The organism is Pelosinus sp. UFO1, from assembly GCF_000725345.1.
In the GTDB taxonomy this organism is placed as follows: domain Bacteria; phylum Bacillota; class Negativicutes; order DSM-13327; family DSM-13327; genus Pelosinus.
In genome coordinates this window covers 436,457-455,540 of the sequence record NZ_CP008852.1, presented here as the reverse complement: position 1 = coordinate 455,540, position 19,084 = coordinate 436,457, and the positions used below count along the sequence as shown (strand labels likewise).

18 protein-coding genes are annotated in these 19,084 nt (G+C 39.1%); 8 read left to right on the top strand and 10 right to left on the bottom strand.

All coding sequences use genetic code 11. The annotated features are described in order from the left end of the window. From bioB (UFO1_RS01905) to cobT (UFO1_RS01890), 4 genes are all read left to right on the top strand, one after another. Positions 1–1,005 (top strand): biotin synthase BioB, encoded by a 1,005-nt coding sequence (gene bioB / locus UFO1_RS01905; RefSeq protein WP_038667224.1) that lies wholly within the window; start codon positions 1–3, stop codon positions 1,003–1,005. Positions 1,006–1,016: 11 nt separating this feature from the next. After that, on the top strand, positions 1,017–2,009 hold the full coding sequence (gene bioB / locus UFO1_RS01900; protein WP_038667221.1) for a biotin synthase BioB: 993 nt from the start codon (positions 1,017–1,019) through the stop codon (positions 2,007–2,009). 216 nt (positions 2,010–2,225) lie between these two features. Next, the gene (cobT, locus tag UFO1_RS01895; protein ID WP_038667218.1) at positions 2,226–3,290 is read left to right on the top strand and encodes a nicotinate-nucleotide--dimethylbenzimidazole phosphoribosyltransferase; all 1,065 of its coding nucleotides are present in this window, start codon (positions 2,226–2,228) and stop codon (positions 3,288–3,290) included. A gap of 13 nt (positions 3,291–3,303) precedes the next feature. Continuing rightward, a complete protein-coding gene (gene cobT, locus UFO1_RS01890) occupies positions 3,304–4,395 on the top strand; it encodes a nicotinate-nucleotide--dimethylbenzimidazole phosphoribosyltransferase (RefSeq protein ID WP_038667215.1) in 1,092 nt (363 codons plus the stop codon). 56 nt (positions 4,396–4,451) lie between these two features. Here the strand turns inward: cobT (UFO1_RS01890) and UFO1_RS01885 are convergent, their stop codons facing one another. The 5 genes from UFO1_RS01885 to pgm form a co-directional block, all read right to left on the bottom strand. After that, the gene (locus UFO1_RS01885; RefSeq protein ID WP_038667213.1) at positions 4,452–4,934 is read right to left on the bottom strand and encodes a chemotaxis protein CheW; all 483 of its coding nucleotides are present in this window, start codon (positions 4,932–4,934) and stop codon (positions 4,452–4,454) included. A gap of 38 nt (positions 4,935–4,972) precedes the next feature. Further along, a complete protein-coding gene (locus UFO1_RS01880) occupies positions 4,973–6,028 on the bottom strand; it encodes a PocR ligand-binding domain-containing protein (RefSeq protein WP_038667210.1) in 1,056 nt (351 codons plus the stop codon). Positions 6,029–6,220: 192 nt separating this feature from the next. Further along, positions 6,221–7,036, bottom strand: coding sequence for an ethanolamine utilization protein EutJ (gene eutJ / locus UFO1_RS01875; protein WP_038667207.1), 816 nt, complete (start codon positions 7,034–7,036; stop codon positions 6,221–6,223). Positions 7,037–7,649: 613 nt separating this feature from the next. Continuing rightward, complete coding sequence (locus UFO1_RS01870; RefSeq protein ID WP_236639311.1) at positions 7,650–8,933, bottom strand: metallophosphoesterase family protein; 1,284 nt, start codon at positions 8,931–8,933, stop codon at positions 7,650–7,652. Between the two features lie 47 nt (positions 8,934–8,980). Next, positions 8,981–10,633 (bottom strand): phosphoglucomutase (alpha-D-glucose-1,6-bisphosphate-dependent), encoded by a 1,653-nt coding sequence (pgm, locus tag UFO1_RS01865; protein ID WP_038667201.1) that lies wholly within the window; start codon positions 10,631–10,633, stop codon positions 8,981–8,983. A 580-nt stretch (positions 10,634–11,213) separates the two neighbouring features. Here pgm and UFO1_RS01860 point away from each other — a divergent pair. Genes UFO1_RS01860 through UFO1_RS01845 form a run of 4 tightly spaced genes read left to right on the top strand, consistent with a single transcriptional unit; the run spans position 11,214 to position 14,106 of the window. Beyond that, positions 11,214–11,939, top strand: a complete 726-nt coding sequence (locus UFO1_RS01860) for an amino acid ABC transporter ATP-binding protein (protein ID WP_038667199.1) — start codon at positions 11,214–11,216, stop codon at positions 11,937–11,939. Positions 11,940–11,972: 33 nt separating this feature from the next. Further along, positions 11,973–12,788, top strand: coding sequence for a transporter substrate-binding domain-containing protein (locus UFO1_RS01855; RefSeq protein ID WP_038667195.1), 816 nt, complete (start codon positions 11,973–11,975; stop codon positions 12,786–12,788). Further along, positions 12,788–13,456 carry an amino acid ABC transporter permease gene (locus tag UFO1_RS01850; protein WP_038667192.1) on the top strand — a complete coding sequence of 223 codons (669 nt, stop codon included), beginning with the start codon at positions 12,788–12,790 and terminating at the stop codon, positions 13,454–13,456. The genes UFO1_RS01855 and UFO1_RS01850 overlap by 1 nt, the downstream gene beginning before the upstream one ends. After that, entirely contained in the window at positions 13,456–14,106 is a 651-nt protein-coding gene (locus UFO1_RS01845) for an amino acid ABC transporter permease (protein ID WP_038667189.1), read from the top strand. Before UFO1_RS01850 ends, UFO1_RS01845 begins: the two co-directional genes overlap by 1 nt. 127 nt (positions 14,107–14,233) lie before the next feature. On the opposite strand, the gene UFO1_RS01840 is transcribed toward UFO1_RS01845, so the two are convergent. The 5 genes from UFO1_RS01840 to UFO1_RS01825 form a co-directional block, all read right to left on the bottom strand. Further along, positions 14,234–14,947, bottom strand: coding sequence for a 2-phosphosulfolactate phosphatase (locus UFO1_RS01840; protein WP_038667186.1), 714 nt, complete (start codon positions 14,945–14,947; stop codon positions 14,234–14,236). A gap of 338 nt (positions 14,948–15,285) precedes the next feature. After that, a complete protein-coding gene (locus tag UFO1_RS25105) occupies positions 15,286–15,462 on the bottom strand; it encodes a hypothetical protein (RefSeq protein ID WP_158442766.1) in 177 nt (58 codons plus the stop codon). Positions 15,463–15,631: 169 nt separating this feature from the next. Next, the gene (locus UFO1_RS01835) at positions 15,632–16,522 is read right to left on the bottom strand and encodes a LysR family transcriptional regulator (RefSeq protein ID WP_038667183.1); all 891 of its coding nucleotides are present in this window, start codon (positions 16,520–16,522) and stop codon (positions 15,632–15,634) included. A 155-nt stretch (positions 16,523–16,677) separates the two neighbouring features. After that, a complete protein-coding gene (thiW, locus tag UFO1_RS01830) occupies positions 16,678–17,166 on the bottom strand; it encodes an energy coupling factor transporter S component ThiW (protein WP_038667181.1) in 489 nt (162 codons plus the stop codon). A 47-nt stretch (positions 17,167–17,213) separates the two neighbouring features. Beyond that, complete coding sequence (locus tag UFO1_RS01825; protein ID WP_038667178.1) at positions 17,214–18,938, bottom strand: ABC transporter ATP-binding protein/permease; 1,725 nt, start codon at positions 18,936–18,938, stop codon at positions 17,214–17,216. Between the last annotated feature and the right edge of the window lie 146 nt (positions 18,939–19,084).

Here is a 19,084-nt window from a genome sequence, read left to right as displayed (position 1 = left end):
ATGGATTACCGTGAAATCGTTACCCTTGGAGAGTACATATTAGAAGATCAGGAAATTACTTACGAGCAAGCCATACAACTCACTAAAGTGGCTGAAGAAGATATCCCCCTGCTTTCCGCTTTTGCTAATAAAATTAGAAACCAGTTTGCTGGAAAAAGTGTGGACATGTGTGGAATTGTTAATGCTCGCTCTGGTATGTGCTCTGAAGACTGTAAGTTTTGTGCACAATCCGCCCATCACCGCACAGATGCCCCCATCTACAAATTACTTAGCACAGATAAGCTTCTAGCAGCTGCACAAAAAGCAGAATCACAAGGAGCCAAGCGAATTAGTGTTGTCACTAGCGGCAAAGGTATGAACCATGATTCAGATTTTCACAAGATCGTTGAAGCTCTACAAGTTATCATGGCTAAGACTAACCTAAAGGTCTGTGCTAACCTTGGAACCTTGTCTGCCACGCAAGCTTTGCTTTTATCAGAAATAGGAGTTAAACGCTATGCCCATAACTTGGAAACAAGTAAAAATTTTTACCCCTCTGTGTGTACAACTCACTCCTATGAAGAACGATTAACAACCATTAAAGTTGCCAAAGCTGCTGGTATGGAACTTTGTACTGGGGGAATTATCGGCATGGGTGAAAGTTGGTTAGATCGTATTGATTTTGCTTTTGCTCTACGAGAAGTTGGTGTAGCCTCTATTCCTATAAATATTCTAAATCCGATTAAAGGAACGGCTCTCGAAAATCTCCTTCCCCCATCTCCCCTGGATATTATTAAGACCTTTTCTATTTTCCGTTTTATTTTTCCTGATAAGATTATAAGGCCCGCCGGCGGCCGTGAAATGAATTTACGGGATATGCAAGGGCATTTAATGCTATCTGGTGCAAATGGCCTCATTATTGGGAACTATTTAACTTTTACAGGCCGTGATACTGCGGCGGATTTTCAAATGGTACAGGATGCTGGACTTACACCAGCTGATACTCTTCATTATTCATTTATATAGGAGGAATAAATATGACTAACTATGATTTAATTTTTTCATTAGGTAAAAAAGTCTTGGAGGGCAATCAAATTACTTTTGATGAAGCCGTTGCCTTAACAACTATTGAAGAAGCTGATATTCCTATACTTCTCGGTGTCGCTAATAAGGTCCGGGAAAAATTCACTGGCTCCTATGTAGATACCTGCCAAATTCTCAATGCTCGTTCAGGTAATTGTTCTGAAGACTGTAAATTTTGTGCCCAATCCGCCCATCATGACGTACAAGTTGAGGCCTATCCTCTTATGAAGGAAGATGACATTATAAAGGCAGCCCAAAAAGCCGAAGCCGACTGTGCTTATCGTTTTTGTGTCATAACCTCTGGCTGTGGCATGGAAGGCGATCGAGATTTTGAGCAAATCACAGCGGCAATCAAAAGAATTGGTCAAGAAACAACTCTTCAACGCTGCTGTTCTCTCGGCACTTTACAGGAAGAGCACGTAGCATCTTTAAAAGAAGCTGGTATTACTCGTTATCACCACAACTTAGAAACAAGTGAAAGCTATTTTCATGAAATATGTACCACCCATACTTATCAAGATCGGGTTAACACCATTAAAAGGGTCAAGGCAGCAGGTATTGAAGTGTGTTCTGGCGGAATTATTGGTATGGGAGAAACTTGGCGTCAACGCATTGAATTAGCCTTCACTCTCAAGGAGTTGGATGCAGACTCAATTCCTATTAATGTTTTAAATGCAATTAAGGGTACTGCACTTGAAAACCAAGAAAAATTAAATCCGATGGAGATTCTACAGACCTTTGCTATTTTCCGACTTATCCTACCGACAAAGATTATTCGTTATGCTGGTGGCCGTGAACACAATCTTGGCGAATTAGTCCCTCTAGGCTTCTTATCTGGTGTTAATGGGATGCTAATTGGCAACTACCTTACCACACAAGGGCGAGGTGCTTCAAAAGATTTACAAACAGTAACAGATTTGGGGCTAAAATTGTTGAAAAATGGCTAAATAGAATAAGTATTCTCCTTTATTATGATTGACGGCTACGGTTTTCACTTGATATAATGACACTAATTTGATAAATAAGATTTACATACTTTCCTATGTGAAAATCGTATAAGTCTGAATTAGTCTTTTACGCAAAAGCAATCCTGACTTTTTTGGCATTCGCCAGAAAAGTCCTTTTTTCTTTATTGATTCTGATAAAATACACTGGAGGTTACTATGAGCTTATTATTGGAAACCTTATCACAAATTACCCCTTTAGATAAAGAAATCATGGAAAAAGTCCAATTACGATTAGATAGCCTAATTAAACCTGAGGGTAGTCTTGGCCGCTTGGAAGAAATAGTAAAACAATATGCAGGTATAAGGAAAGAAGAATCACCTGAATTACCTCGTACTTGTATGGTTGTAGCTTGCGCCGACCACGGAGTAGCAATCAATCAAATTAGTGCCTACCCTATCGAAACCACTGCACAAATGACCAAAAACTATGTTGGGGCTAAGGGTGCCAGTGCAAATGCCTTAGCAAACTTTTCTGGAGCCGATATGGTCGTGGTTGACGTGGGGGTCGCCGCAGATTTATCTGATACTGCCGGTCTATGGCACCGCAAAATTGCTTTCGGTACAAAGGATTTTACCAAAGGACCAGCTATGACCCGAGAAGAAGCCATCATGGCTATCGAAACAGGAATTGAGATCGTTACGAATCGAGTACGTGCAGGCTATCGATGTTTCAGTCTTGGTGAAATGGGCATCAGTAATACTACCTCTAGCGCAGCAATTGTTACAGCCTTTTCTAATCTCACTCCCGAGCAAGCTACAGGCCGAGGAACTGGCATATCGGATAGCCGGCTTGCTTTTAAAATTAATATTGTTCGTCAAGCACTAGAGATCAATCAACCGAATCCACAAGATGGACTTGACGTGTTAGCAAAAATTGGTGGTTTTGAAACAGGCCTTTTGGCAGGTGTTATATTGGGCGCCGCTGCCAATCGTTGTATGGTTGTCATTGATGGTTTGAATACGACGGCGGCAGCACTTATCGCACACGCTATAGAACCTATGAGTACAAGTTTTCTTGTACCTTCCCATTTATCCGGCGAGCCCGCCCATATTATTGCATTAAAACTCTTAGGGTTAGAGGCTTGTATTGATATGGGGATACGTTTGGGTGAGGCCATTGGAGCATCCATCGTTGTTGATATTTTGGGTGTTTCCATAAAAATGTTAAATAATATGACCACATTTGAAACGGCTAATGTTTCAAACAAACTGGTTGATTAGAGGAGGGCACACTATGATTCAGGAAGTAATTTCGTCTATCAAACCTTTGGATATTGCAGCTATGGATAAATGCCAAGTGCGTCTTGATAATTTAACAAAACCCCTTGGAAGTCTACATGCCCTTGAACATTTAGCACGTCAACTTGCAGGTATTACTCGTAACCCCAGGCCTCGTGATCTTAAAAAAAGTATTCTTGTTTTAGCTGCTGATCACGGTGTAGCGGCAGAAAATATCAGTGCTTATCCTCAAGAGGTTACAGTAAAAATGATCCATCAGATAGCAAGCGGCGGTGCTGCTATTAATACCTTTGCTGAACATGTTGCTGCTGATTTGCTTCTTATTGACATGGGCGTCGCCACTGATTTACCATCAATTCCTGCTCTAAGAAATGAGAAAATTACCTATGGAACAAGTAATATAAACCAGGGTCCTGCCATGTCACGAGAGCAAGCTATTAAAGCCATTGAAGCTGGAATTAAAATAGCTGTTGAGGAAATCAAAAAAGGTGTAACCGCTATAGGATTAGGCGAAGTGGGTATTGCCAATACTACCTCAGGTACAGCGATCGTTGCTACTTATAGTCAAATTCCTGTGTCCACACTAACAGGAAGAGGTATCGGCATAACAGATACAATGTTCAACAAGAAGATAAAGATAATAGAAAATGCGATCGCTATGAATCGCCCTGACCTAAGTGATCCAATCGATGTGTTAAGTAAATTAGGCGGTTTTGAAATTGCTGGCTTAGTAGGCGTTATACTTGGTGGGGCTGCTGGCGGAGCCGCTCTGATCTTAGATGGTCTTGTAACTAGTGCTGCAGCTCTTATTGCTGTCAAATTAGCTCCTCAGGTAAAAGATTACTTAATTGGTTCTCATGTTTCCCCGGAACCAGCACATAAATTCGCACTTGATCTCATTAACCTTCCCGCTCACCTGCATCTGAATATGTCCTTAGGAGAGGGAACTGGTGCGGCATTAGGCATGTCCGTACTTAAAGCTTCACTCCACGTGTTAAATGATATGAAGACATTCGGTGACGCAGAAGTAGCCGTGGCTCAAGATGGTCCAGGCGCACTAAAGCAAGATAAAAATATTAAAGAGTAAAGATAAAGCCATGATAGCTTACAATTCGCTATCATGGCTTTGCTCTTTTAAAATCATTATTTTCCCTTAACATATTGCTGCAAATTTTTCATGGTTAATTCATCCATTTCTACACCCGTCAAGAGTCTATCCACATCTAATATGACAACTAAACGCTCCTCAACTTTACCAATCCCTGTTATGTAATTCCCCTTCCCTGTTTGCATAAAAGATGGCGCAGGTTCTATCTCCTCGGAATTAAACAATACAATGTCAGTAACCTCATCTACCAAACACCCTACCATTAGTTCATTGGCGTGAACCATGATAATTTTACTATCATCACATATTACCTTATGTTCTAATTTTAGTTTTCTACGCAAATTAAAAACATACCGTACTTTATCTCTCCAACTTATCATACCTTCTATATCACTTAACGTGCCTGGGACAACCTGGATGTTTACTTTGTTTGTTCTAATAATACCATTCACTGCCGCTGCTTCTATGCCGAATTCTGTACCATTAATTTCAAAAACAACCATTTGCACACGTGCCATTCTATCATCTCCCAGTCACTTAATCCGAACCACTCTTCTTACATATCATTTGCTAAGTTATATAAATCTTCTGCCATACTAGTTACTTCTTCAATACTTGCCGTTACCTCTTCTATCGCGGCTGCCTGCTGCTCTACGGTTAGGCTTGTAGCATTCCCCATAGCAACGGTCTTATCTACAGACTGTTGAATAATCGTCGTAAACTCTTTAATTTTTCCTACCGTTTGTTTTGAATCCCCTGACAGCTTGCGGATTTCTTGGGCCACTACACCAAAACCAAGTCCTGCCTCTCCCGCCCTAGCAGCTTCAATTGCCGCATTTAATCCCAGTAAGCGAGTCTCATCAGCAATTTCTTTGATAAAATCCATAACCTCATTAATTTTGCCTGATACCACGTTAACATTATTAATTTCATGATTTAAGGTGCTTTGATTATGACTAACATCATTAGCAGAAGCTGCTAATTCTTCCATTGTTGCCGATATCTGAATCACGCTATCATTAATAGAACCAGCCATATTCTTTAGCTTACTCTGCTGGTACCACATCTTAGACAAAGTATTAGCTACCAAATATAAAACATTTGCAGCAGCTTCAACACTCTTTCTTGGTATTTGCTTAATTTCCCTCAGAGAATCAATATATTCATCAGGATTAACACCAATTTCCTCCGCTATCTGACGGTATTTACCTTCTTCGGGAGTTGATGTCAATACCTGGCCTCCCAATATAGAGCCTATTTGCCTGCCTTCTAACATGATGGGAGCCGCAAAATCCACTAAGCCAGCATGACAATCATAAATAGCTGGTTTACCCGTCCGCGCTGATTCTTCACCACCTTTGCTATCACAACCCATACAGCCCTTAAGACCTAATTCAGAGCCCCTTGTATGTTTCATACAAAAAGTTGTAAAATTGCTAGGATTGGTGACTGGCTTACCTGTAATATCTACTGTAATGCTTGCTACCCCTACGGATTCTGCAAAGTTATCCTGAAAATTTTGCAGAAAGGCTATATCAATTATATCTTCTAATTTAACAGTTTTCAGATCCTCTATAGACTTTCCATGTTCATCATTTATCTTCTTTTCCATAGATAACCCCTCCATAGTTTATTTAATATTCAGTTTATTTTAAAATTCGACATAATAATCCTCCATTCCCTTGGATTTTTCTAACGTTTTAGTGGTACTTTCTTGCTGAGTTTTATGTAAATAAGTAAAGGGCCCTTACTATTTCAATTTCTAAGTGAAATAGTATAGGACCCTTCTACGCAGCACAATATATTAGCCAAACATAGCAATCCCAAGAGGCGTAACCAATAAAGGGTGGGGAGGAACATGTACCTCTCGGCCAAAGGCTTTGCTAAATTCTTCACCAAAACCGCTTAAATAAGCAGTACCACCTACTACATACACTGGGTAATTGTTGTATTCTTCATAGCCTACCAGCATCTTTTTTACAATCGTCGCCATTTTCTCGATGACAGGCAACACCACTGGCATAATGCGTCGATGTTGACTTGTGTCTTTTTTAAGTACTTCTGCCTCTTCAAAGCTTATTTTATACGCTCCTGCTATCACTAAAGCTATATGAGTTCCTCCTGTTGCTTCATCAGCGGTAAAAACTAAATCTCCATTCTTTAATACAGCAATTCCTGTAGTACCTCCTCCAATATCTACTACGATGCCATGGGTAATATTCAATGCTTTGGCCGCTGCTACTGGTTCATCAACCTGACAGACTGGTTCTAAGCCTGCTCCAGAAATCACGTGTCCACAGGCTTGTGCATTCCTGCCTACAGTACCTGGCGGAATGGCAGTAGCTCCTTTATCAAGAGTAATATCCATTCGTTTTTCTACTTCCGCCTTTAATTCTTCTACAATCATTGTAGCTCCCCTAAAATCAACCACCAAACCATCCTTAACGACAGATGCCCAACGTAAACTTCCCGCCACTGGATTTCCCTGGCTATCTGTAACAACCAGCACTACGTCTGCCGTACCAAGATCCACTCCCACTTTATAAGGTCCTGGCAAATCAGCCACCGTCCCAGTTTCAATGAGATGGTGTAACTGATGAATTTTTTCGTATGCTTCCATGCTAATCCTCCCTGTCTAACGCCCCTAGGGACAAATTACTGCTATTTATGATACCTTTACTATTATCCGATTCCTCCTGCATATCCTGCCAGGAATAAGCGAATTGCATGCCCTCTTCTTTTACTATATTGCTCAAATTTATAAGAAAAACGCTACGCGTCCTTTTTGAACCACAAAGACACAAAGATCACAAAGAAAACATTGGATACGGAGGGCGTAAAGGATTTGAACCACAGAGAAGCAGAGGACACAGAGAAAATAGATAGAGTTATAAAATCCCCTCAGCGTTCTCTGTGCCTCTGTGGTTCATCATTTTTCTCACCTTTTTAACAAAATCATTTACTTTCTAACATAATAAAAAACGTTAACACGCCTTGTGCATATTAATTAAAAACATTTTAAACACGAAGACATGAAGAATATGAAGGACACGAAATAAATATATATCCCTTCGTGTTCTTTGTGTCTCTTCGCGCTCTTCGTGTTTTATTGTTTTTTCTACAAAGCGCTACATATTATTAATATCAAGAATGTATACTTTCTAATTCCGCAAAAAAATAGAACCGCGATCCCCTGAAAGGTGAATCGTGGTTCATATATATAATATTCTAGATTACTTAGATCCCGTTGCTTTTTTATCAATCGTCCAGGCATCAATCTGCACACCGCTTTGTTTATATGCTTTTACTCCTAGTACATCACCTTGCACTTCTACCGTAATATAGTTTGGTTCATCTACTGGATTATAGAAAAATTCATTCCATTCCTTATGGATTGTATCGTTATATGTCTTACTACCACTTCGTCCTGTAGCCACATAAACCGTTCCTTTAGTTAGTTTATCTACTAAGCCATCATTTTTCAAAGGATAAGTACGGGCATACACATGGTCGTGTCCAGTAAATACCACATCTACCTGATATTTATCAAGTATGGGCACAAAGGCCCGTCGAACGTTCTCCCCCTCTCCCCCTGACTTATTATTGTACAGCGGTCGATGGGAAAAGACGACTTTCCATTTCTTTGTTGTATTTTCCAAATCTTTTTCTAACCAGGTTTTCTGCATTTCTAACATAGAAGGCACAAAACTGGCCTCTTCTCCTGCTTGGCTATCTAGCATAATAAAATGCACATCCCCATAGTCAAAAGAATAAACTTGCCGTTTCAAATTTTCCGGACCATTCATTGGCACCTTAAACTGAGCAGTAAAGAATATAGGCATCGAAAATTTTCTTTCTGGTGTATAGTTCTCATGATTGCCCGTTAAGGGCATAGCAGAAATAGTATCAATAACTCCCTTGGAGCCATCAAACCAAGCATTCCACTGGGCATAATCTTGACCAACATCGACTAGATCGCCCACGTTGGTGAAAAATGCTGCATCTGGATTAGCCTGATATGCCTGCTGCACTGTTGCACGCCAAGTGTTATAGTTAATACTTTGGGAATCACCAAAGACCAAAAACTTGAACCCTGAAACCTTTGATGGAGCAGTAAGGAAGGTGCGAGGTTCACTCCATAAGCTTCCATCACCTACCTGATACTTATAGCGAGTATTAGGCTTAAGACCAGTCAGTGTCGCAGAATGAATACTCATACTTCCCATATTAGTAAACAATTGTTCTACTTCTGCAATTGCTATTTTAGCAGCATTGGGCAGTAGCTTACTTTCGGTTACTTCAGCATACTGCACCTGCCCTGCTGCTGTCGTAACTTCTGTCCTCCAGGTAATTGTCTGCGTCGTCCTCGGATCACCTGCCCAGGTGAGAGTAATATGGTCAGCTCCTGAGGCAGTAGCCACAGGTTGATTTTGGAAAAGTACTGATGAAAACCCTACTAATAATACAGCAACGAAACAAACTAGCAAGAAACTCTGGTAAATTTTCTTTTTTTGCACTATTTTATTCCCCTTACACTATTTTCCTTTATGAAGTGGGCCCAAAATTACACTCCACTGGTTTTAAAAGCTTTATCGACTATTTCCTTAGCTTCTTTTTGAATTTGTTTAAGATGATCAGCACCGTTAAAGCTCTCTGCATATATCTTGTAGACATCTTCCGTACCAGAAGGTCTAGCGGCAAACCAACCATTGGCAGTGCAAACCTTTAATCCGCCTATATCTGCCTGATTACTAGGTGCTTTGGTAAGCTTGGCAGTAATTTTTTCCCCTGCAAGAGTATCTGCCGTCACCTGTTCGGGTGAAAGTTTAGATAACACTGCTTTTTGTTTCCCATTGGCAATAGCATCGATACGTTCATAGACTGGTGCACCAAACTTATCAGTTAAATCCTGATAGTGTTCGCCAGGGTCTCGTCCTGTTTTGGCTGTAATTTCTGCGGCCAATAAACATAGAATGATTCCATCCTTATCCGTCGTCCAAACGCTTCCATCTTTTCTCAAAAAGGATGCACCTGCGCTTTCTTCACCGCCGAAGCCAAAGGAACCATCTACCAATCCATCAACAAACCACTTAAAACCTACTGGAACTTCAGCAAGTTTTTTTCCCAAGTTCATGGCAATACGATCAATCATGGAAGAGCTAACTAACGTTTTACCGATAGCTGCATCAGCGCGCCATCCTTTACGATCTTGAAATAGATAAGATATGGCTACGGAAAGATAATGATTAGGATTCATTAAGCCGACACTAGGAGTTACAATGCCATGACGATCAAAATCTGGGTCATTGCCAAAGGCAAGATCATATTTGCCTCGTAGTTCAATAAGTCCTGCCATAGCGTACGGTGAAGAACAATCCATACGAATTTTACCATCACCATCTACATTCATAAAACTAAAAGTAGGATCAGGATCACCATTGATTAGATCAATCCCAATACCATAAGTTTCTGCTATAGGCATCCAATAACCAAGACCTGCACCACCAAGTGCATCAGCTCCCAATTTTAGACCAGCAGCCCTAATTGCGTCCATATCAATAATATTCTTCAAATCATTCACATAGGGTGTGATGAAATCATACTCATGGATGTTATCGGCTTTCAGTGCTTTTTCATAAGGCATACGTTTAATCTCTTGATTGTCATTTTTTAAAAATTCATTGGCTTTATCAGCAATCCATTTGGTAATGTGTGTATCGGCGGGACCGCCATTAGGTGGATTATATTTAATGCCCCCATTATCCGGCGGATTATGAGATGGGGTAATAACAATTCCATCAGCCAGATTGGCTTTTCTTCCTTTATTGTATTGCAAGATAGCATGAGAAATACCTGGTGTCGGAGTGTAATTCATATCTTTAGCCAGGAAAGTTTCTATACCATTAGCAGCAAGTACTTCTACTGCTGACATGAAGGCAGGCTCAGACAAAGCATGGGTATCAAAACCAATAAATAAAGGCCCCGTTATTCCTTGTTCTGTACGATAGCAGCAAAGGGCTTGGGTAATAGCATAAATGTGATCTTCATTAAAACTAGATTTTAGCGAATTTCCTCTATGGCCAGACGTCCCGAAAGCAACCTTTTGCGAAGGCTCGTTAACATCGGGTTTATTAACATAGTAGGCGCTAATCAGACGTGGAATATTAACCAACATATTTTTAGGAGCCTTTTTACCTGCCAATGGATGAATCGACATAGATATACCTCCAGCTTATAAATTTAGGTATTACTTAAACACCATATTTGTATATAAAGAAGACTTGATTCAGATGGAGTTTTAACTCCATCTGAATCTTAGTCGCACTTATCCAGGGACTTAGCCGCTCTTAACTCCCACTTATATAAGTGAGCCTTGGATTCGAAAATCCTTAGAGCGAACTTACTTCGAGTTTTACAGACTGTTATCCTAACCAGAGGGCAGGATATTACAGGCTGTTAACGAGATGAAGATGGGAGTCTTAGAGCGGTTTAGTCATCGGATAAATTCCTTACTGTTACATTCCGCGAACAAGATAAAATACCCTGCCACTCTCCCCTTCTAACTAGGATATTTTTACATTGTACCCGCTCACTCTTCACCTTGTATTTACACTACACCCACGTCGAAATATTTTCCATTCACAAAAAACATTTCTTACATTTAACTAATGACAACTTCTATTTTTAGTGTTATACTGTAAACACAAATTACATATACTTCATTGGCAATGACGCCGTGCAATCATAGTTAAACTATGGGTGCACGGCTTTGCTTTTTTTGAGGAAGGGGGAATTTCATGATAAAAGTACAAGGACTCAATAAACACTTTGGCTCATTACATGTATTAAAAGATATTAACCTTACTGTAGGTAGCGGCGAAAAGGTCGTCGTCATTGGCCCCAGCGGTTCAGGAAAAAGCACCTTAATTCGGTGCATGAATCTACTAGAAACACCAAGTGCAGGTCAAATATTGATTGATGGCGTTGATATTACGGCTCCTAAAGCGCCTGTAACGAAGGTTAGAGAATCAGTTGCCATGGTCTTTCAGCAATTCAACCTATATCCTCATAAGACTGTCCTGGAAAACTTAACATTGGCGCCAACCTTAATAAAAAAAGTCTCCCGTGACGAGGCTAGCGAATCAGGTTTAGCCTTTTTAGACAGAGTAGGGCTTAAAGAAAAAGCAGATGTTTATCCTGCTCAACTTTCTGGTGGTCAGCAACAACGGGTAGCCATTGCTAGAGCTCTAAACATGAAGCCTAATATTATGCTTTTTGATGAACCAACCTCGGCGCTTGATCCCGAAATGATTCAAGAGGTATTAGATGTTATGATTGATCTTGCCAAGGAAGGTATCACGATGGTAGTCGTAACTCATGAGATGGGTTTTGCTAAACAAGTAGCAGATCAAGTTATTTTTATGGACGGTGGCCAAATCCTAGAAAAAGGATCTCCAGAGCATTTTTTCACCAACCCAGAACATGACCGTACAAAATTATTTTTAAGCCGTATTATTCGATAGTTATATTTAAGATAAAAATGGAGGGTATTTATAATGAAAAAGTTTACTATCTTTTTGGTAAGTTTGATGATGCTTATGACTCTAGTACTAGCTGGCTGCGGCAGCAACGAAGCAAAACCTTCTACTGCAAGTACAGGTGTATCTCCTGATATTAAAGCCATTAAAGATCGCGGTACGCTAAAAGTCGGTGTAAAAGTCGATGTACCAAAGTTCGGTTTTAAAGATCCTAAAACTGGCCAAATCGAAGGTTTCGAAATTGACTTAACAAAGGTCTTAGCCAAAAAAATTCTTGGTGATGAAACTAAGTTTGAAGCCCAAGGTGTAACTGCAAAAACCCGGGGTCCACTCCTTGACAATGGCGAAGTGGACTTAGTCATTGCAACCTTTACCATTACAGAAGAACGTAAACAGAGCTATAATTTCTCCGACCCTTATTTCACTGACGGTGTTGCCTTAATGGTGAAAAAAGACGCAGGAATTACGGATTTAAAAGGCTTAGCTAATAAAACTATTGGTGTAGCCCAAAGTGCCACTAGTAAAAAAGCCATCCAAGAAGCTGCTGACAAAGCAGGAATCAAAGTTAACTTCTTAGAGTTTGGCACCTATCCAGAAATTAAAACCGCTCTTGATTCCGGCCGTATCCAATGTTTTAGTGTAGATGGAGCTATTTTATTTGGTTATCTAGATGATTCTACTGTTATCTTAGCCGATCGTTTCACTCCGCAAGAGTATGGGGTCGCAAGCAAGAAAACCAATGAAGGCTTAGCTAAATTAGTGAACGATACCATCAACGACATGAAAAAATCTGGTGAGTTGACTACAATGATGAACAAGTGGGGCCTTAAATAGTGCCTGGCCCCTTCGCTGGATTTAAATGGTTGGCACTATTAAGTGATTGGTCTGTTTTTGCTGAAGGCTTTATACAGACCATCCTTCTATCAGCATTAGGCTTGTCGTTGGCTTTAGGCTTAGGTATCTTTTTTGGTATTTTAGGAACGTCTCATGTAAAAATATTACGAACCATTAATCGGATTTACGTAGAGTTCACCCAAAATACTCCTTTGGTTATTCAAATATTCTTTTTATATCATGGTTTACCACACTTAGGAATCATGTTACCCGTTTTCGTTGTTGGTGTATTGGGAGTTGGCGTTTATCATGGTGCTTATATTGCAGAAGTGATTCGAGCAGGTGTAGAATCTGTACCAAGAGGACAGCTGGAAGCTGCCTATTCCCAAGGATTTAGCTATTGGGGAGCAATGGTCCATATTATTTTACCCCAAGCTAAACGTATTTCTTATCCGCCACTAACCAATCAAGCTGTCAATTTAATCAAAAATACCTCCGTACTTGCCATGGTTGCAGGTGGTGAACTCATGTACCATGCTGATTCCTGGTCAAGCAACAATCTTTATTATGGTCCTTCCTATGTGGTAACGGGCTTACTTTATATCTCTTTATGCTTTCCATTAGCAACCTATGCCAAACGTATGGAACGCAAACTGGAGGTGTCCTAATGATTCAAGAATTATTTCAATATGATTTACTTACTTTTCTCGGAGCCGGCCTATTAACGACTCTTTACATTGCGATCAGTTCCATTGTTTTGAGCATGATTTTGGGTACTATTCTTGGGATTGCTCGCCATTCTAATATAGCTCCGTTTAGTACTGCCGCTTCTATTTATATTGAAACGGTGAGAAATACACCATTGCTGCTATTTATTTTAGCAGTCCGGTTCATGACTAACCTACCTCCCATTTATGCAGGCATTGTGGCTATGACTGTTTTTACAACAGCCATGATTGCTGAAATTGTCCGGGGTGGTTTAAATTCTATCGGAAAAGGTCAATGGGAAGCCGCAAAATCACAGGGATTTACCTACAGTCAAACCTTACTATATATTGTTTTGCCCCAGGCCTTTAGAAACACCATACCGCCATTAGTATCCCAGTTTACAACTGTAATCAAAGATACTTCTCTTGTATGGGCCGTAGGTATTGAGGACTTAACAGGCAAAGGCATGATTATAATGGGTAAGTACGGGACAACAGCGCAGGTTTTTGCGATATTCATAGCCATAGCGCTCACCTACTTTGTCTTTAATTATGCCCTTTCCATCCTTGCCCGATATCAGCAACGCAGACTGCTGCTTAGAAGTTACTAATAAGAGCCTTATGAAAAAGAGAACCATTAAAGGTGAATGCACCTTTAATGGTTCTCTTTCCTTAAATCGGCAGGACGGTTCTGCTGATCACCATTGCCATTGATAGTAATAGTAACTATCTTGCACTTTATTTCTCTAAGATAATTTTACCCTGTCGATACTCTGGTACGATATGTTGTGCATCTATCTGAAAACAATATTCTACATCATCCATACGGTTTAAATCTTCTAGCCGTTTACCATTTCTACTATGAACAGCAGTCTCAACTAGCTTATCTTTAGCCTGAATATACATCAGCAAGGCTGCGCGAGCAGAATCTGTTAGTAACGCATTACCTTCTGCAGTTAATAACTGAACCAATAATCCTGCACAAAGTGAATCTTCTAGCGAAAAAAGACCATCTGTTCCAGCACATACAATTAAAATATCTTTTCCATAAATTTTAGCCTGCCCACAAACAGCCGTAGCATTTAGACAAGAGCCAATCAATGTACGATGTGCCCCTTCTGTTGCCTTAATGGCAATCGTTCCATTCGTGGTAGTCATAACGATACTTTGACCCTCTACCTTATCCTTAGAAAATTCAAAGGGAGAATTACCAAAATCATATCCTTCAATTTTGATAGACTGCCTCTCCCCAGCAAACAAGGCAGATTCCATTTTAATAGCTGCCAGGCTAGCATCCTCTACAGATAAAACGGGGATCATTTCTTTGCAGCCGTTTGCCATAGAAGTAACAATCGATGTAGTTGCACGAAATATATCTAATACGATACAAATAGTCTCAGAAAGATTTACCTCACCAATGTCTTTCGGTAAAAATGCAATATCAATTTTCATTATTAAACCATCTCCTATTATATATTACGTACTATTACTGTTGTAAAGGATGATCTGATTGTGCACTACAAATACTTAAATTTATTTCACGAAAAATATGAAATAAAGCAGCTGTCAATTGATTTCAAATGACATTCTATTGAATTAGGAAATTTACAGGCTTTCTTTATATGCAGCACCCAATACACTCTTATCTTATTTAATTCAATATGTTTATCAATAGTCCCTGCCAACTCACCTGTAGGTGCATCTCAATTTTTCACGCCATTTTTGTGCTTTATTCATTTATCGTAACTAATTTATACCAATTGAAATAAAAGTATTCCCCTCTTATCGGATTAGGATAGTACCGCGTTATCCCAAAACCACTTTTGCCTAGTTATATCAGGAACTCGTTTTTTCTTTGTTTCTTTTTTCAATTCACTTTTATTCAAATCGTTGGTAACCTCATCATCAACCTGCAAATTTTGATTCTCAATTATTTTTCTATTTAACTGCTTGACCGACACATTCATATAATATCAATCTCCTTTGATGTAAGCGCAATACACATCTCAATAAAGCACTGTTATATGATTATTTTAATAATCATAAGAGAATTAGTGAAATACTTATTATGGATCTAGTGTATTTAGATAATAAATAAACCAAGCTAGAAAGCTTGGTTTTGCAACTTCTCTATTTTTATTCAGACTTAGCCAGCTGGTTTTTAACAAAGGATAGAAATTCAAGGGCTGCGTAAGAAAGATATCGCTCCTTTCTCCATACTAGAGCCAGGCGCAAATATAATTTTGGCTCTTCAAGAGGGCGATGTATAATAACCTTATTATCAAAGCTTTTACATATTTTGCTGGGCAGCATTGCGATACCGAGGTTTCCTGCTACCATCTGCGTCATCCAATCCCGTTGTGAAGTTTCTAGAACGATCTTAGGCTTAAAACCAGCATGTTTGCATTCATCTATTATCATATCATGCAGCTTATAATCGTTGCTATATAAAACAAACTCTTCATCAATAAGCATCTTGTAATCAATTACCTTATATTGAGCCAACCTACTGGTGGGGTGCATAATTACTTCAAGCGGATCTTGTTCAAACCAAATTTTTTCATAAAGGTCGTCATCCTCAGAAGGCGTGAATATTCCAATATCTAATGATCCCTCTTGAATTGCTGCTTCTACTTTTTTCGGACCAACTTCATATAGATGAATAGAAATGTTAGGGTATTCATTCTTAAATGCACTAAGCAAATTTGAAAAACTTGTAATCGCAGTAATTTGAGGTATTCCAATATGTATTTTCCCAGTTTGCATTTTCTTCAAATCCCCTAATTGGGCAGTTATACTTTGAAATGATGATACAATTTGTTGTGCTTGTCTAAGAATAATTTCGCCAGCATCCGTTAATCTAACGGACTTTGTATCTCGGTAGCATAACATTACGCCAAATTGTGTTTCTAACTCCTTAATCATTCTACTGATGGACGGCTGTGAAATATACATCATTTCAGCAGCCTTACTAAAGCTTTTGTAACGGGCAACTTCGATAAAACATTCTAGATTTTTTATATCCAAAATCTTCCCCCTACTTTTACAATTTACTATTTTTAAGATCATTTCCTAGTCTTTTAGAAGGCTTTCATTCCGTATCAGTTCCTTCTTTTCGCTAATCAAAAACTCCTGCAAAGCCAATTCACTTTGCAGGAGTTTTAGTTATAAATCGTCGATATTTATCCTATTTTCTCGTGAAAAAATGATTTCATCGGCGTATGATATAGAAAATAAGCAATCAGACTACCACCAGTTGTGCTAACTAAGAAGGGAAGAACGAAGAAGAATGCCCCTACTTGAGAGCCAAGTATATATTTTGCTACAGGATAAGCTACAAGGCTTCCTATAATTCCAGTACCAATAATCTCACCAACGATGGCTCCTAAAATATGATTCGTCTTCTTATACAAAATACCTGCAAGGGCTGCCCCCAGCATACTACCCGGAAAAGCCAACAAAGAGCCTGTACCAAGAATGTTGCGTAAGAGCGAAATACTAAAGGCGGCACTAACGGAATACCTTGTCCCCATCAACACTGCTAACAGCACATTGATAGCATGCTGTACAGGAAAACACTTTGCAATACCGATTGGTATATACACCAAATGAGCTGAGAAAACACCTATGGCTATAAATAAAGCTGTAAATGCTAATTTTCGTACTTGCATACTAATTCCTCCAGAGTTTGGCTTACTATAAGTAGCATAAATTCTTTTTATGAATCTAGCCGCCAGTTACCTATGTTGTCTATCACTAGTTTTTTTGCATGATAGTTTGTCAACGTACTTCGATGACCAACACTAATAATAGCTGCATCTTTGAGATGGGTTTGTAAGAGTTTGTATAATTCTTTTTCTGTAGCTTCATCAATTGCGGATGTTGCCTCATCTAAAAACAACCAATTGGGTTGATGGAGTATCGCTCTGACAAAAGCGATCTTTTGTTGTTCTCCTAAGGAAAGAATATGAGACCAATCCTCAACTTTATCTAATTTATCGGCAAGATCATTCAATTTACAAAGTGCCATGACCTTACGAATATTTTCATCAGTGGTAAATCCTGAATTGTTGTAAGGATATAATAAGGATTGCCGTAGGGTACCAAGAGGCAAATAGGATTTCTGGGATAAAAATAAAAGTTTCTTCTCTGTTGGAATGGTAATATTACCTTCTCCAAATGGCCAAATACCGGCCAATGTTCGCATTAGAGTACTTTTCCCACATCCAGATGGCCCCATAATTAAAAGAGAATCACCTTTATTAATCGTCAAGTCTAATTTTTTAAGTAATCTTTCGCCATTAGGCAAATTAATATGTAATTGAGAAACCTGAAAAGGTAAATGTTCACCATGAGTTACTTTAATCTTTTCTTTTTCAGAAATATAATGTACTTTGTTTATACTATTGCTAAAACCGTTTAGACGATTAATGACTGCTTGCCATTCAGCGAATAAGGAATAACTCTCCACAAAAAAGGATAATGCATCCTGCACGCGACCAAAGGCTGATGAAATCTGCATTAGCCCTCCCAATTGTATTTGATTACTAAAATAACGCGGAGCTGCAACAACAAGAGGAAAGATAATAGCAATTTGAGAATAACCAGAAGTAAACCAAGTTAGTTTCTTTTGCCGCAGCATTAAATCTCTAAAGTTATTCACTACCATGTGAAAACGCTTTGATAAATTATCTTGTTCTTGCTTTTCACCACCATAAAGAGCAATACTCTCACTATTCTCTCTAAGACGCATTAGACTAAAACGAAAGTCAGCCTCATAACGCTGTTGGCTATAAGTAAGGCCTACTAAAGGATTCCCAATCTTCGCTGTTAGCCATGTGCCCACTGTAGCATAAATAACAGCAACCCAAACCATATATCCGGGGATAGATACATCATTTCCCCCTAAAGGTATAGAAAAAGGGCCTGATAGGTTCCATAATATTGCAATAAAAGATAGTAAAGTAACTGTCGCTTTTAACAATCCTAGTGAAAGCCGTAATGTTAAATTAACAAATAGCTTTAAATCCTCACTAATTCGTTGGTCAGGATTATCTGTACTATTATCCGTTAATTGCATACGATAATAAGACCTTTTTTGCAGCCATTTTTGCAAGTATTCTTGGGTCAGCCAACGACGCCATTTAATTTCCAGGAGCTGCTGCATGTAGAGTTCATAAACAGCCAAAACAATATGACAAGTTGCTAGTATAGAAAAGGTACCTAGAGCACTAACAAAGCCTGGTTTATCATGATTTTGTAAGGTGTTATAAAATGTATTATTCCATTCATTTAACAATACGAATACATAAACATGCCCTAGATTGAGGCCAACAATGATACCGAGCAACAATCTAGCTCGCCATTTTTCCCCTGATATCCAATAGCCCTTAGTAATCTGCCACATCCCTTGGATAAAATTCCAATTAACTGTTTTTATCATAAATCGTCCTTTCTTCTAAAATCTATCATGGAAGTTTTTACTTTAATTCTTCTCGATTCTCGAAATCTCTCGAAACTCCTTCTCATTACACAAAAAAACTGACATCCTACAGTAAGATGCCAGTTTTGTACCGCAGAAACTAATAA